Below are 14,115 nucleotides of genomic sequence, written 5' to 3'. Positions count from 1 at the left end.
TACGCCCATGTCCTATATCCTCGATGCCTTAAGAAAATCCGAGCAGGAACGGCACCGCGACCAACTGCCTCAGGAGGCGCGAACCCGTCTGGTCATGCCGGTCAAGTCGCCGCAACCTGCCGGCTTGAAAGTGCTGCTGGTGGCGATTCTGGTGCTGAATGTATGCGCCTTGATTGGCGGTGCGCTGTATCTGTATTTCAATCGTGAGCCTGTGGCGAGCCCGGCGCCAGTGCCGCCTATGTCCCCGGAGGCCACGGCATTACCCGAGTCTCGCGTAGAAGACGCCGTACCGGAAGAATTTCTGCGCAGGGAAGGCCGGCCTTTGCCTCAGCGTGTCATGCCAGCCTCGTCACTGACCGACTATGGCTCGGACTATGATGCTGGCTACGGCGAGCCCTATCAGGAGCCTGAGTCGATTCTGCCGAATGTAGGGTTTGTCACTGCCCCGGAGATGACTCAGGAGAACACCCTTGCTCCGCAGGCTGACGCGGGCACGGGAGACCGCCTCAGCGACAAGCTGGATGCGCGACTCGAGCGCCTTCGTCCACGGGACACTCTAAAGCCCTTGCCATTGACGCCGAAAAATACGGCGACTTCGAGTCGGCCAACAGTGTCTTACGCGAATGAGGATGGGATGGAAGTGATCAGGCCCTCCTCATCCGGTACTGCTGCCTTGCCCATGCCCGCGGCGCCATCTCGACCCGCGCCACCGCCTGTCGAGTCTGAGCCGGCGCCGGTCTCCGAGCAGCCGACCGCACCAACGGCTGCTGACATCAACACCCTGCCTGCAGATTTCAGGCAACAGCTGCCAGCGCTCACCTTTAACAGTCATATTTACAGTAGCGATCCTTCTAGTCGCCGTATCATGATCAACAACCAGTATCTTCGTGAAGGTCAGCAGTTCGACTCACTGCGCATCCGCGAAATTACGCCAGAAGGCGTCGTGCTCTTCAAGGACCCTTATACCTTTCACGTCTCGGTGATCAGGGACTGGAAACCTTGATGGCTCAAAGCATTGGATCACTGTGAGCACTGCTACAGATATTCTCTCGCCTGATCATTACCAGCCGAATGAGACCATACAGTCAGGCTATCGCGCTTACCTGAAGCACCACGGGGTCAGCGGACGCGGCGGCCAGAAGCGCATGATCGCGGACATTGCGCGCTATCTGGGCGCGATCCAGACCAACGCCGATGGTCTTCGGACCAGCCAGGATGCCGTATGCGTCGTCGAGGCCGGCACGGGTACTGGCAAGACGCTTGCCTATCTGCTGGCGACCATTCCCTATGCAGTCACCCTCGGCAAGAAGATCATCATTGCTGCCGCCACGGTTACGCAGCAGCAGCAGATACTCAAGGGCGAGTTGCCGAGGCTGCAGGCGGCTACCGCCTGGCCATTGCAGGTCGAGCTAGCGAAGGGGCGCGGGCGCTTTCTGTGTCTCAACAGGCTTGAACTGCTTTTGGCTGGCAGCGAAGGCTTGTTCCCCGGACTGCCTGCCGGACCGACCAGTGCCGGCGCTGGCGCGACAAATTCGGCTGACTCCGAGCTCATCGAGGGGTTCGCCCGCACTCATTATGAAGGCTTGCTCAGTCGCTTCACCTCCCGCCAATGGACGGGGGATATCGACAGTCTGGACGACGACTTGCCGAATGGCCTCTGGCAAACAGTGATTACAGACAATCGCAGCTGCTTCAACCGCGACTGCGACTTTTTTAGCCAGTGCCCCTATTTCAGGCAGCGGGCGCAGATAGAATCTGCCGATATCGTCATCGCCAACCAGGACCTGCTGTTATCCGACATCAGACTCGGTGGCGGGGTCGTGTTGCCCGCTCTGAAAGACAGCATCCTCATCATCGACGAAGCGCATCAGTTACCCGAAAAAGCGCTCAATCATTTCAGCGCCTTCGCAGGCCTCGGCTCCAGCCAGCAGCAGTTGGCCGAAATGAAAGCACGTGCAGATGCGGCTGAGCACCTGCGGCTCAGCGATCACAAGCTCGGCGAACGCCTCGGAGACATTAGCAAGCATGCCGTCGAAGCCGGTGAGCTGCTGCGGGAGCTGTGGGAATGGCAGCAGACACAGGCACAATGGCCGGAAAAGACCGATCGTTTCGAACAACAGCCGCTGCTTCAGCGCTACGAAGCAGGCGCCTGTCCAGAGACTTTGCGTGAACTGGCAGGCAAGCTCAGTCAGCAGTCCGACAAATTGCAGGCGGCGCTGGGCGATATCCTGGGCGGTATCGCGCAGATGCTGGACAAGGACAATATAGATCCGGACGACAGCGAACGACTGCAGGGTGAAAGCCTCGCCTTCAGCGGGGATCAGACCTATGTCGACACCTTGCAGAGACTCTATCACCAGATCTCCGAGATTCCTGATGAGTCCAGTCGCATGCAGCGGCCCCCCATTGCCGTGTGGTGGACCAAGATGAGTCAGGACAGTGGTGACCTCGTGCTGCACGCCAGCCCCACCCATGGTGGTAGCTATCTCGCTGAACAGGTCTGGCAGAACGCCTTCGCCGCAATCTGCACATCAGCCACGATGAGTGACGGTCATGATCAAAGCGCTTCTGCTTTCCGCCGCTTCAGTGATACCGCCGGGCTGCCTGCCGGCAGCGTGTTTGCAGTGCACGAAAGTCCCTTTGACTACAGTGAGCACTGCACTCTGCGCATCATGAATGCCCGACAGCGTCCGGGCGATTCAGCCAGCTATATTGCCGAGCTGAGCGCTGCGATCGCAGATGCGCTGAACTTCGACGAAGCCACCCTGGTGCTGTTCAGTTCACGCAAGCAGTTCACGGCGGTGATGGCCCGTCTGGAGCAGCTTCTGGAGAAGACACGATTCGAGTCGATGCTGAGTCAGCTCTCGGCACAGCCAGCACAGTTGATCGAAGCGCATCGACAGCGCATGACTGCCGGGCAAGGTAGTGTGCTGCTGGGTATGGCCAGCTTTGCTGAAGGCCTTGATCTGCCAGGCGAGCTGCTGACCCATCTCATCATCTGCAAGCTACCTTTCGCGGTGCCCGATGATCCCGTCGAATCAACGTACTCCGAATGGTTGCAGGCAAGGGGAGGCAAGCCTTTTGACGAAGTGTCGCTACCAGATGCCATCATCCGCTTCAGACAGGCTTTCGGCCGTCTCATCCGAACGGAGAAAGATCAGGGCAGAGTCACAGTGCTTGATTCTCGACTACTGACGAAGCGATATGGTCGACGTTTTATCGAGGCTTTGCCGCGATGCCGCATTCAGCGCTTCGAGCCACCGGCAGGCTGAGGCTGAGTCGATTTGACAGAAAAATACGAAGGTCGGCAAGGAACTGAGAGCAGTGTCACTATGTTGGCAGGAGAGATCTGGTATTTTCGGGACTTGCGATAAAAAGACGACGATTACAGAGCCGAATCCGTAATCGCCGCAAGCGCAAACCGGGGTTTTTACACCCCGTTAGGAAGAACTCGTGGAATAGCTGTACTTGTTTCGCGTCCCGACCCGATACTGGCTGACAGTTGTTAGGTTGCTGCCAGTATCGGATCATCCCGCGGGAAATCATCCTTCTGAATCAGTTGCAAGGCCTGCTAACCAATTCATATGCAGCTATCTTACTGCCGCCGGGTCTAGCGGTAATCGTCCGAAGGGCGTAAAAACGGACTATTCGTTCGCTAAGCCCCAACACTCAGGACTTCAGTAAGCCCCTTGATCTGGCGATGGCCAGCGCTTCGGTACGTCGTCCTGCACCCAGCTTGCCGTAAATATTGCGGATATGCGCCTTTATGGTAGCCGGTGCGAGATTGAGATCATTCGCGATCAGCTTGTTCGGTAGCCCCTTGTTTATCAGTTCCAGTACTTCAATCTCACGCTGGCTGAGCAAGCTTGAAGCCCCCATGTCCTCAGCAGCCGATGAGCTTTGCAACTCGGGCGCGGACACCGGGGTAGTTTGCCTTGCTTCCGTCGGAGCGGTGCTTGCGGAGTCAGCCAGGGCGGAGGGCGCTTGTTCCAGCCAGCTGCCCAGATGTTGTATCCACTGGTTGATAAAAGCCCTGTCGAGTCCACTGGTGACAGAGTCCGACAGCTCCGACAAGAGCTGACGGACCTGGTCTGCAAACAGAAGCGCGCAGCTGACCAGCTTGAAGCGGGTCGCCAACCGGATTGCCGCCACGACGTGATCCCTGACAAGCAATGGATCCCGGCCTGCACGCTTAGCGGTCAGCGCCATCAATAAATGGGCTGCGGTCTGGTGATAATGCAACTCGGTAGGCGTGACCAGCGTTATCAAAGCCGTTGCTGCCTCCAGCGCCTGTTCCGAATGCGCCTCACCGTCGTATTCGCATCGCAGCAGCTGCCATTCAGCATAGGCCAGCCTGGTTTCCACTTGTGTGAGGATGTGTGCGTTGTTTTCGCTCCACTGCTTATCGGGCAGGTCCATGAGTGCCGACCCCATCGAGGCTGACTCAGCGTGCTCATAGCGCATGCGAAACAGGTGAACTTTATTCAGCAGGGCGGTCAGCGGCGGCGCCAAAGCCTGGGTGTCTTCGCTTGCGGACTCAAGAACCCGACAGGCCTGGTGCAACAGTGCGGTGGCTTCCCTGTACTTTCGCTCAACCAGGTGCAGCCGTGCCTGCACATACCATGTGAAAATCTGTTGCTGAGCTTCAGCATCGGCCACAAATTCCAGCATCGGCGACAAGGCAGCCTTCGCCTGCAGAATATTGCCAGCCGCCAGGTGCGTCAGCACCAGGCCGCTATTGAGCCAGCATGAGACCACATTCGGATCACGCTCGTTTCTATGAAAACTGGTAATCCATTCAACCGCACTCTTCCGCAGGGCCAGCGCATCTTCACCAGCCCCACGAATGGAGTAGATCCAGACCAGCAGGCCGATGCTCGACAGGAAGGTCGAATAACGCTGTTCAACCTTTGCCTCGAGGGTCGCCTTGCGTAGTTCCACTGCGGCATTGTCGAGATCACTGGCAATATAACTATCGTTGGCGAGACCGAAATAGGCCAGCGACTTCATCGGCACGTCGATATGTTGCAGCTCCTTCAGTGCCGCAGTGGTCTTGTGGCGGGCCTGGGCATAATCCCCACTGAAGCGGTCCACATAGGCGGCCAGCAGGTGCAGTTCGGGCCGCAGCTGACTGTCCTCGCCAGTGGCAGTCTGATCCGCATCAAAGAGTGCCGGGAAGGCAATAGCCATCTGATCCAGGATGTCAGTGACGGCAGCGAAACGGTTATCGAAGAACAGGCACCAGGCCCGCATCAGCGTGAGGCGTGGCCGGGTCGCTTCAATCTCCATCGGCAGATCCTGCAGCCAGGAGAGCACGAGCTGATGGTAGCCCTGGCGAAGTATGTGATTGCCCACGCGTTCGAGCTCGTCGGCAGCCTGCGCCCAGCGTTCGCGCAGGAAAAGATATTGCACCGCTTCAAGAAAGCAGTCGCTGTCGATCAGCGCCGCTACGGTCTTCTGCAGCAGGTTTTCGTAGCGGGCGGGATATTCGTTCCTGAGAAGGTAGAGGGCGCCATTGCGGAACAGATCATGAAAGCGGTACCACTGCGCCTGCTCATCGAGCTCTATGATGAACAGGCGTCGGCGGAGAAGCTCGTTCAGACATTCGCGGGTGTTATCCTCATCCCGTACCAGGTCGCACAGGTCAAGCGTAAATTGCTGAAAATGAGCAACGTCGAGCACAAACTGCAAGAGGTCTTCGGGGAGCTCGACGAGCACCTCCTGCGCCACGTAAACATCCACCTCGTCCTGATTCAGCGTGCTGGGCAGGGCTTTCCTGTCCGGCTGCGAGCCAGTGCGGGAGCGCATTCGCGCCTCTCCACTGTCAATCAGCCGGAGGGCCGCTGCCCAACCTCCGGTCGCGTTCGCCAATTCGTCGGGTTCGAAACTGTCGCCAAACCAATAGCCGATTTCTTCACTGGTAAAAACGAGATCTGCCGCATGGATCAGGGTGGCATACTGTTTTATTTTCCATCGAGCCAGTGGCATATCGGGCTCTGAACGGGAAGTGGCCAGCACATGCAGGCCGGGTGGCGCGAAGTCGATCAGATAGGCGATGGACCGGAGAATGGCAGGTCGCTGGACCAGGTGGAGGTCATCGAGGACCAGAAAGATCTGGCCACCCTGTTGAGCAGCCTGTCGCTTGTTGAGTAACGAATGCACCGCCTGAATATAGGCCGCTGCAATCTGCTCCGGCTGCGATTCGTCCAGCCACTGTGGCGACGGGGCCTCGAAGGCGGCTTCGCCGGGAATACTATCATCGAGCTTCGTCTCGCGACCAAAAGTGGTCGCCCAGATGTAGTTCCAGAAGCCACTGAAAAAATTGTCCGTGGCGTCAACGGCGTACCAGGCTAGCTGGGCCTTGGAGTCGGTATCGAGATGTTCAGCAAGGATCTGCTGGACGAGGGTGGTCTTGCCATAGCCTGCCGGGGCAAAAAAGCCCGTGAACCTCGGCAGGGCCTGCTGCGCAAACAGCGCCGTCAGCCGCGGTCGGCTGACCAGACGCGCGGGAAGCTGGGGTGGCAACAGTTTCGTTGGCAGTATGAACATCAGAAAAACGCATATTTGAGACCCAGAAGCAGGAGCATCGTGGCCAGAACCGGTCTGAGCACCTCAGATGGCATGTGTTTGCCAAGCTTCGTACCCAGATGGGTCGCGGGCAGCGACCCGAGCAGCAGACACAAGAGCAGGGTGTAATCGATATTCCCCAGTTGCATGTGTCCAAGCCCGGCTACGAGCGTCAGCGGTACCGCGTGCGCGAGATCTGTACCAACGATCCTGACTCCTGTCAGATGAGGGTACAGTACCATGAGAACTGCGGTACCGATAGCGCCTGCACCGACCGAAGTGAGGGTAACGAAAATGCCAAGGAACACGCCCATGGTGAAGGTGAGCGCCGTTGTACGTTCACGCATGATGCCGCTGAACCAAGAGGCGCCTTCTCTAAATGCAAGCAGGCGATTACGGTATAGCAACACGATCGAAGTCAGGATCAACATGACGCCCAAACTGGTGACGAGCACACCCGTATATTGCGAGGCATCACTGAACCAGATGGCCAGCACGATGGTGGTGAGGATAGACGCGGGCAGGCTGCCAGCGGCCATCACGCCGACCAGACGCCAGTTGATCGAGCCATGCCGGCTGTGCGAATACACACCGCTGGCCTTGGTGATCGAGGCATATAGCAGATCCGTGCCAATGGCGATATGTGGCGGAAAGCCGAACAGCAATAATAGCGGCGTCATCAATGAGCCGCCGCCTACGCCGGTCAGGCCGACCAGAAAGCCGACAAAGCCACCTGCAATAACTAGAAGAAGGATTTCAGTCAATGGTCTAGACTCAGGAGGAATTACAGCCACACTACAGACGCTTGATTATTTCTAAAAAGAATATTTAGATATATTTTTATAAGCAACGGCTCAATTCGGCCCCATCTTGCTCAGGTTGTCCCATGAAATTGCAGCAGCTCCGTTATATCTGGGAAGTCGCCCATCACGACCTCAACGTCTCCGCCACAGCTCAAAGCCTGTTCACTTCACAGCCGGGCATCAGCAAGCAGATCCGCCTGCTGGAAGACGAACTCGGCGTAGAGGTCTTCACTCGCAGCGGCAAGCATCTCACCAGAATCACGCCCGCGGGCGAATCGATCATCAGGGAGGCGGGGGAAATTCTGCGCAAGGTCGACGGCATCAAGAAGGCCGCCCAGGAGTTTTCCAATCAGCGAAAGGGGGAATTGAGGATTGGCACGACGCATACCCAGGCTCGCTATGCCTTGCCATCGGTCATCCGCAGTTTCATTGAAGCCTATCCAGATGTTTCTCTGCATATGCAGCAGGGGACGCCGATGCAGATCGCCGAAATGGCCTCTGAGGGCACTGTGGACTTTGCGATCGCGACCGAAGCGATGGAATATTTTCAGGATGTGGTGATGATGCCGTGTTATCGCTGGAATCGCTGCGTGGTCGTTCCGAAGGGCCATCCACTGGCAAGCGTGGGCCGCCTGACCATCGAAGAGCTCGCTGCCTGGCCCATCGTGACATATGTTTTCGGTTTTACCGGACGCTCCAACCTCGACGAAGCCTTCGTCGAAAAGAATCTCAAGCCAAAGATCGTGTTCACTGCCGCGGATGCCGACGTGATCAAGACCTATGTCCGCCTGGGGCTAGGGGTAGGTATCGTCGCACGCATGGCCTTTGACGAATCGAAGGATTCAGAGCTGGTCGCCCTGGATGCCAGCCGCCTGTTCAAGCCAAGCACCACCAAGCTTGGCATGCGCCGAGGCACCTTTCTCAGGGGCTACATGTACGAATTCATCCAGCGCTTCGCACCGCACCTCACCAGGGAGCTGGTCGATGCGGCGCTGGCCTGTCATAGCCGTCAGGAAGTCGACGCGCTGTTCGAATCGGTGGTTCTGCCTACCTATTGAGCGGCTTACTGCTGAGCGGCGTACTGCCGACAGATGTCATTGAGTCGCTGTCGTCGACCGGCTGTAGCTCGATATTCCCCTTGTGCAGGCCACATTCTTTCTGCGTGGCCTCTTCCCACCACCATCGGCCTTCACGCTCATGCTGGTTCGGAAGCACTGGCCGGGTGCAGGGCTCGCAGCCGAGACTGATATAGCCCTTTTCATGCAGGGCGTTATAGGGCACATCCATCATCCGAATGAAGTTCCACACATCCTCTGAAGACCAGTCTGCCAGGGGATTGAACTTGAACAGCGTCCTGTCTGCCGTACCGAACGCCGTGTCGACCTGCACCAGCGGAACATTTCCACGCGTAGGGCTCTGATCCTTGCGCTGACCGGTGATCCAGGCATCGACCGTCGCCAGCTTGCGGCGCATTGGCTCGATCTTGCGAATACCGCAGCACTCTTCATGGCCGTCCTTGTAGAAACTGAACAGACCCTTCTTGCTGACCATCGCCTGCAGCGGCTCAGGCTGCGGATACATCACTTCGAGCGTAATGCCGTAATGTTCCCGCACCCGGTCAAGGAACTCATAGGTCTCGCGGGGCAGACGGCCAGTATCCAGCGTGAAGATATTGATGTCCGGCTTGATCTTCGTAGCCATGTGTACCAGCACCACGTCCTCAGCACCACTGAAGCTCAGTGCGATGGAATCGAAGCGCTCTATGGCGATGCGCAGTCGCTCCCGAGGAGACTGTCCCTCGAGGGCTGTGGTGAGCTCGTCCAGCTCGGCAGTGGGATCGTTCAGCATGGTTGACCTTGCGTTCTGTGTCGGGTTGCCTATGTTGCCGTCAACCGGGGCGCGATGCCAGTCTGGTATTTGCCAATCAGGCCATTTACACTCGCCCGGCATTCAGCAGGAGAGGAAATTACAGTGGAACTGGCGTGTCTTGATCTGGAAGGCGTTCTGATACCGGAGATTTGGATAGCATTTGCCGAGAAGACGGGCATCCCCGAACTTCGTGCGACAACAAGGGATATCCCCGACTACGATGTGCTGATGAAGCAGCGTCTGAAGCTGCTGGACGAGCATGGTTACGGTCTTGCCGACATTCAGGCCGTCATCGAGACGCTCGACCCGCTACCAGGTGCGGTTGAATTCGTCGAGTGGTTGCGCGAGCGCTTCCAGCTGGTGATTTTGTCGGACACCTTCTATGAATTTGCCCGCCCGCTCATGAAGAAGCTCGGTGATCCCACGCTGTTCTGCCACAAGCTGGTCACGGACGATTCCGGCCGGGTAGTGGATTACACTCTGCGCCAGAAAGATCCCAAGCGCATGTCAGTCAAAGCCTTTCACAGCCTGAACTACTACGTGATTGCGGCCGGCGACAGTTACAACGACACCACCATGCTGTCTGAAGCCGACGCAGGCATTCTCTTCCATGCCCCAGATAACGTGATCAGGGAGTTTCCACAGTTTCCTGCGGTGCATACCTACGACGACCTGCGCCAGGAATTCCTGAAAGCCAGCCAAACCGTCAAGGCTTAACAGACGCTGTCTCTATAAACGGGACAATCCCTCCATGAGATGACGGATCTTGTCGACCGATTCGTCGTATTCCGACTCACAGATCGAGCCAGTGGTGATGCCGCCGCCGCCGCTGATGCTCGCGCTGTTGTCCGCGCAATGCACCGAACGTATGGCAATATTGCTGTCCAGCAGCCCGCTGCGGCTGTAGCTGAAGATAGTCCCGCAGTAATAGTCCCTTGGCACCGCCTCAAGTTCATCGATGATTTCCCTCGCGCGCTGCTTCGGCGCACCAGTAATCGATCCACCCGGAAAACAGCCAAACAGCGCTTCGAGTGGATGAAAATCCGGGTCAATGTCGGCGGTGACATGGCTGATGAGGTGATGCACGTTGCTGAACGAGTGCAGCGCGAACAGTTCCGGTACGCTCACACTGCCTTTCTTCGCGAAGCGGCTCAGATCATTGCGAAGCAGGTCGACGATCATCAGGTTCTCGGCACGGTCCTTCTCGCTGTCCGCCAGCGACTCCCGCTGTTGCCTGTCGAGGGCCTCGTCGGCGAGCCTGGCACGCGTACCCTTGATGGGGCTGGTGAGCATCTTTCCTTGTTCTATACGCAGAAAGCGCTCTGGGCTAAAGCAGAGCAATGCATCGCTGTCGTGGTCACTGCCAAGCCTGACATAGGCACTGAATGGTGCTCGTGCCTTTTCCCTGATCACTCGGTAGGCCTCGAAAGGGTGGCCAGTAAAGCTTGCCCGGCATTGCTGCGTAAGATTGACCTGGTAGCAGTCGCCTGCGGCCAGATAAGACTGTACGCGGTCAAAGGCCGTCTTATAGTCGCCTGCCCCCCAGGTCCATTGCCATTCGCTGGTCAGCGAAAACGGGGCACGAGGGTCCAGGGCAAGATCATTGCCTGCGATTCGCTCAATCAGGTCATGACTCGCCTGATCGACCACAACCGCAAAAATGCGCCGGGTGTCGTGCTGGATTTCTACGAAGTTCCTGTAATCGCCGACGGCGGCAGCGCACGGGCTTGCCTTGAGGCGATCGAGTGCGGGGTAGGGCAAGGCGCCTGCCAAACCACCGTGAAAGCGCAAGGCTGGTAAATGTTTTTTCAAGGCCGCCGTATACAGCTGTTGCTTCACTTCAAGCCAGGCATCACAGCGCTTGAGTAGTGCGGGCAATACTGCATCGTCTTTGAATTGCCAATCCGGATTGAACAGCAGAAGCTCATTGGGATGGTCTGCAGCGCCGGTCCAGGGGCTGGCGCTGTCCAGCCATATGAAGCCGCTGGCCTGCTCGCAACCCTGTCGCAGCCGGTCGAGCATATCTTCTGTGTAATCCAGTGTAATGATCTGCATCAGGTGCGATGCACTCCTGTGTAATGAGCTGTTGTCTAGCAAAACCGTAAGCGGCAGCCAACGAATCCGCAACGCGCTAATGCCTGGCCGAAATCTAAGTGCATGATATTATTCTCATTTGAACGGATTTCCTCAGAATAACAGACGGAAGGGGCTAGTTGGTGACAAGGCAGGTCGTATGGCCGCCGACCCTGGTGAGTGCGATGCCAGACACACTTCGTGAACAGCTAATTACGAATTATAAAGAAAATGTGAGTAGTGTCACGGAACGTAAGCGGGTGTATCCGTAAAGTAGGCATCGTTAGGTTGCAAAACGGGTTGTAAGACCTCCGAGTCGTAACCGGGCCAGAGAGCCACCAGGCGCTCTGATCTGTGGGAGACTTACAATCTTTTGTGAAATTGGCTTCATCGGGAAGCCTAGGTATAAAAATAATCCTTCTGGAGATTTAATATGAAAGGCCTGAACAAATTAGTACTGGTTTCTGCAATCGTTGCTGCTTCTGCTGCAAACGCTGAGCTCAAGTCTATCGACGACGCAGCAATGGCCGAAGTGTCTGGTCAGAGCGGTATCGTAATCGAAGCTGGCTTCGGCACCATCGCTGGTGTTGACGCTGCTGCTGCCAACGCTTACACAGCTGAAACAACTCTTGCTGACGGCACTGTAGTTACTCAGGAAGGTTCTGCTGGTGACTTCTACGGCGTTGATTGGTCAAATGCTGGTATCACTATCGAAGCATTCAAGTGGATCGTAGACATCGAAGGCGGCTGGGATCAGGACACCAACACTGGTGTTAACGTGAACTCTGGCAACCCAGTTCCAGCACTCGGCGGCTTCATCGCTAAGGACATCGCAGTAGCTGGTGCGGTCGACATGACTATCGATGCGACTGCTGACCTTGCCAACGTTGTTGCCAACGGTGGTGCGGTTGCTGAAGGCGACGGCGGTATCGGTATCACTTTCGCGAACTCAAACATCAACTTCAAAGTTGGGGACATGGGCGTATTCGTAGAAGAGTATGACCTGGCCAACGTTGGTGCGACTGGTACTGTTGCTGCTGGCCAAGTGTCAAGCTTCGGTGGTATCGAGCTGATCGGTATGAACATCGATAACCTCCAGCTGGTTATCCGTGGTAACGGCCTGTAAGGTCCGCTTAACGCGAATAGTAAGTTAGAGCTTCGTGCTCAGGAAAGGGGCGCTTCGGCGTCCCTTTCTGTCTCTCCCTCCTGCAACTTTTTAAAGGTGTATATGGTTCATTCAGCAAAATATCAAAGCCAGCTCTGCTCTGGGTCATCTGCGAAGAGCAGTCTGCCCCTTACTTGCGTCCGCTTCGGTGGAACAGCGCGCGCAGCCCTGGGTTTTGGTCTTTTGCTGAGTGCACTGTCGGTTCAGGCTGATCTCAAGCCGATCGATGACGCCGCCATGAGTGAAGTGACTGGTCAGGCGGCCCCTGTCATCAACATGAGTGGTCAGATTACCTATGAGGCCATTGTCTATACCGACGCCCAGGGCAACAAGGAAACAATTCGTCAAGGTGAAAGCTCTACTACCGGCGCTGTTCAACCATACGATCGTGCGATCAAGGGCATTACGTTTGCCAATCAGACGACTGGCACCTTGATGGATGTGATGTCCTTCGTCATGCCCCTGCGCTATGGCGCTGTGGATATTGACGAGGACGGCATTCTGGATCGTGGAGCGGCCATTTTCAGTTTTGCGCCGAGTATCGGAATGGGCACGGGTGCCTTGCCTATCGATATCAAGGCTGAAGATGTCACTACAGTGATCAATGATCAGGTTTTTGTTACAAATCAAGGTATTGTATTTTTGAACGCGCCAGCTGGCGGTGACGGTGCTTTCACCGTTCCCGGCTACGACGCGTCCCTGGCGCCTGTGCCCGTCAAGCATTTTCAGTGAGTCAGCGCTGCTGATATAGCAGCCGTGATCAATGAATGCAGAAAGCGCAGTCCGCAAGGAGCTGCGCTTTTTTATTGGCGCAATAGAATTCAGGAAAGAAAAAGCAACGCAAGCGCAGACCGAACCATAAAAATCATAATTCACTAATAATTAAATTCGATAGGAAGAACCCGATGAGCAGCCACAACAGATGCGGAAGCGACTCCGCGACATTTACAAGACGTACTTTATTGACAGCCGCCTTTATAGCCGTAGCGACCAGCCCTTCAGCCTTTGCTGAAATTCAGGAGCTCGAAGAAGCCCAGCTGGCTGATATTACAGGGCAGAGCGGAATCGTGCTCGAGATTGGCATCGGCTCTATCTCAGGTGTAGACGCGAGTGTAGGGGATTTTTACGGCGTCGACTGGAGCGAAGCTGGTGTCACCATCGAAGCGCAGAAGTGGCTGGTAGACATAGAAGGCGGTTGGGATAGCGATACCAACCTCGGTGCGAACACTTCGTACGGGAATGGTGAAAAGTGGATCGGCGGCGCGATATCCAAGGATATTGCCGTAGCCGGAAGTCTCGACATCACGCTCGACGCCACAGCTGACCTGGACAATGTCGTAGCGAACGGCGGCAATGTTGCCGAGGGGGATGGCGGTATTGGCTTGACCTTCGCTCGTTCGGAACTGAATTTCAAAACTGGTGACATGGGCTTCTTTGTCGAAGGTTTCGATCTGAGCTCAGTGCCTGGCGGGTCGGGAACTGTTGAGGGTGGCATGCTGAGCAGCCTTGGTGGTACTGAGTTGCTAAAGCTCAACATCGATGGACTTGATGTAGTAGTACGCGGCAACGGCCTCTAGGATCTGGTGATCCGACAAGCATAAAAAGCACCTTCAAGGTAATGCCGATCAGATAAGCACT

The 14,115-nt window shown here is 56.4% G+C and carries 11 protein-coding genes; 7 read left to right on the top strand and 4 right to left on the bottom strand.

Going from position 1 to position 14,115, the window contains the following annotated elements; genetic code table 11:
* Positions 1-7 precede the first annotated feature (7 nt).
* Together ABD735_RS11195 and dinG are read left to right on the top strand one after the other, a co-directional pair.
* The gene (locus tag ABD735_RS11195) at positions 8-1,003 is read left to right on the top strand and encodes a general secretion pathway protein GspB (protein ID WP_344806389.1); all 996 of its coding nucleotides are present in this window, start codon (positions 8-10) and stop codon (positions 1,001-1,003) included.
* A gap of 22 nt (positions 1,004-1,025) precedes the next feature.
* Positions 1,026-3,272: an ATP-dependent DNA helicase DinG gene (gene dinG, locus ABD735_RS11190; RefSeq protein WP_344806387.1), complete on the top strand. Its 2,247-nt coding sequence runs from the start codon at positions 1,026-1,028 to the stop codon at positions 3,270-3,272.
* Between the two features lie 397 nt (positions 3,273-3,669).
* Here dinG and ABD735_RS11185 read toward each other — a convergent pair whose 3' ends face one another.
* Together ABD735_RS11185 and ABD735_RS11180 are read right to left on the bottom strand one after the other, a co-directional pair.
* The gene (locus ABD735_RS11185) at positions 3,670-6,549 is read right to left on the bottom strand and encodes a winged helix-turn-helix domain-containing protein (protein ID WP_344806385.1); all 2,880 of its coding nucleotides are present in this window, start codon (positions 6,547-6,549) and stop codon (positions 3,670-3,672) included.
* Entirely contained in the window at positions 6,549-7,331 is a 783-nt protein-coding gene (locus ABD735_RS11180) for a sulfite exporter TauE/SafE family protein (protein ID WP_344806383.1), read from the bottom strand. The genes ABD735_RS11185 and ABD735_RS11180 overlap by 1 nt, the downstream gene beginning before the upstream one ends.
* 122 nt (positions 7,332-7,453) lie before the next feature.
* Here ABD735_RS11180 and cysB point away from each other — a divergent pair, with 122 nt between their 5' ends.
* Complete coding sequence (gene cysB, locus ABD735_RS11175) at positions 7,454-8,428, top strand: HTH-type transcriptional regulator CysB (protein ID WP_344806381.1); 975 nt, start codon at positions 7,454-7,456, stop codon at positions 8,426-8,428.
* On the opposite strand, the gene ABD735_RS11170 is transcribed toward cysB, so the two are convergent.
* On the bottom strand, positions 8,418-9,218 hold the full coding sequence (locus ABD735_RS11170) for a phosphoadenylyl-sulfate reductase (protein ID WP_344806379.1): 801 nt from the start codon (positions 9,216-9,218) through the stop codon (positions 8,418-8,420). The genes cysB and ABD735_RS11170 overlap by 11 nt on opposite strands.
* A 123-nt stretch (positions 9,219-9,341) precedes the next feature.
* On the opposite strand from ABD735_RS11170, the gene thrH reads away from it, so the two are divergent.
* On the top strand, positions 9,342-9,956 hold the full coding sequence (gene thrH / locus ABD735_RS11165) for a bifunctional phosphoserine phosphatase/homoserine phosphotransferase ThrH (protein ID WP_344806377.1): 615 nt from the start codon (positions 9,342-9,344) through the stop codon (positions 9,954-9,956).
* A gap of 12 nt (positions 9,957-9,968) precedes the next feature.
* Here thrH and pabB read toward each other — a convergent pair whose 3' ends face one another.
* Positions 9,969-11,294: an aminodeoxychorismate synthase component I gene (gene pabB / locus ABD735_RS11160; protein ID WP_344806375.1), complete on the bottom strand. Its 1,326-nt coding sequence runs from the start codon at positions 11,292-11,294 to the stop codon at positions 9,969-9,971.
* A gap of 451 nt (positions 11,295-11,745) precedes the next feature.
* Between pabB and ABD735_RS11155 the strand changes: the two genes are divergently transcribed.
* The 3 genes from ABD735_RS11155 to ABD735_RS11145 all read left to right on the top strand — a co-directional run bounded on the left by ABD735_RS11155 (position 11,746) and on the right by ABD735_RS11145 (position 14,054).
* Complete coding sequence (locus tag ABD735_RS11155; protein WP_344806373.1) at positions 11,746-12,438, top strand: DUF6160 family protein; 693 nt, start codon at positions 11,746-11,748, stop codon at positions 12,436-12,438.
* 102 nt (positions 12,439-12,540) lie between these two features.
* Complete coding sequence (locus tag ABD735_RS11150) at positions 12,541-13,209, top strand: DUF6160 family protein (RefSeq protein WP_344806371.1); 669 nt, start codon at positions 12,541-12,543, stop codon at positions 13,207-13,209.
* A 230-nt stretch (positions 13,210-13,439) separates the two neighbouring features.
* Positions 13,440-14,054, top strand: coding sequence for a DUF6160 family protein (locus ABD735_RS11145; RefSeq protein WP_344806369.1), 615 nt, complete (start codon positions 13,440-13,442; stop codon positions 14,052-14,054).
* Positions 14,055-14,115 lie beyond the last annotated feature (61 nt).

Source organism: Allohahella marinimesophila, assembly GCF_039538005.1.
Lineage (GTDB): Bacteria > Pseudomonadota > Gammaproteobacteria > Pseudomonadales > Oleiphilaceae > Allohahella > Allohahella marinimesophila.
The sequence above is the reverse complement of the archived record's forward strand: the minus strand, read 5'-3'. Positions and strand labels throughout refer to the sequence as shown.

Bases quoted from the DNA above. Each gene is read 5' to 3' on its own strand.
- ABD735_RS11170 (WP_344806379.1), bottom strand. From the start codon at position 9,218: ATGCTGAACGATCCCACTGCCGAGCTGGACGAGCTCACCACAGCCCTC.
- cysB (WP_344806381.1), top strand. From the start codon at position 7,454: ATGAAATTGCAGCAGCTCCGTTATATCTGGGAAGTCGCCCATCACGAC.
- ABD735_RS11155 (WP_344806373.1), top strand. From the start codon at position 11,746: ATGAAAGGCCTGAACAAATTAGTACTGGTTTCTGCAATCGTTGCTGCT.
- ABD735_RS11195 (WP_344806389.1), top strand. From the start codon at position 8: ATGTCCTATATCCTCGATGCCTTAAGAAAATCCGAGCAGGAACGGCAC.
- ABD735_RS11150 (WP_344806371.1), top strand. From the start codon at position 12,541: ATGGTTCATTCAGCAAAATATCAAAGCCAGCTCTGCTCTGGGTCATCT.
- ABD735_RS11185 (WP_344806385.1), bottom strand. From the start codon at position 6,549: ATGTTCATACTGCCAACGAAACTGTTGCCACCCCAGCTTCCCGCGCGT.
- pabB (WP_344806375.1), bottom strand. From the start codon at position 11,294: ATGCAGATCATTACACTGGATTACACAGAAGATATGCTCGACCGGCTG.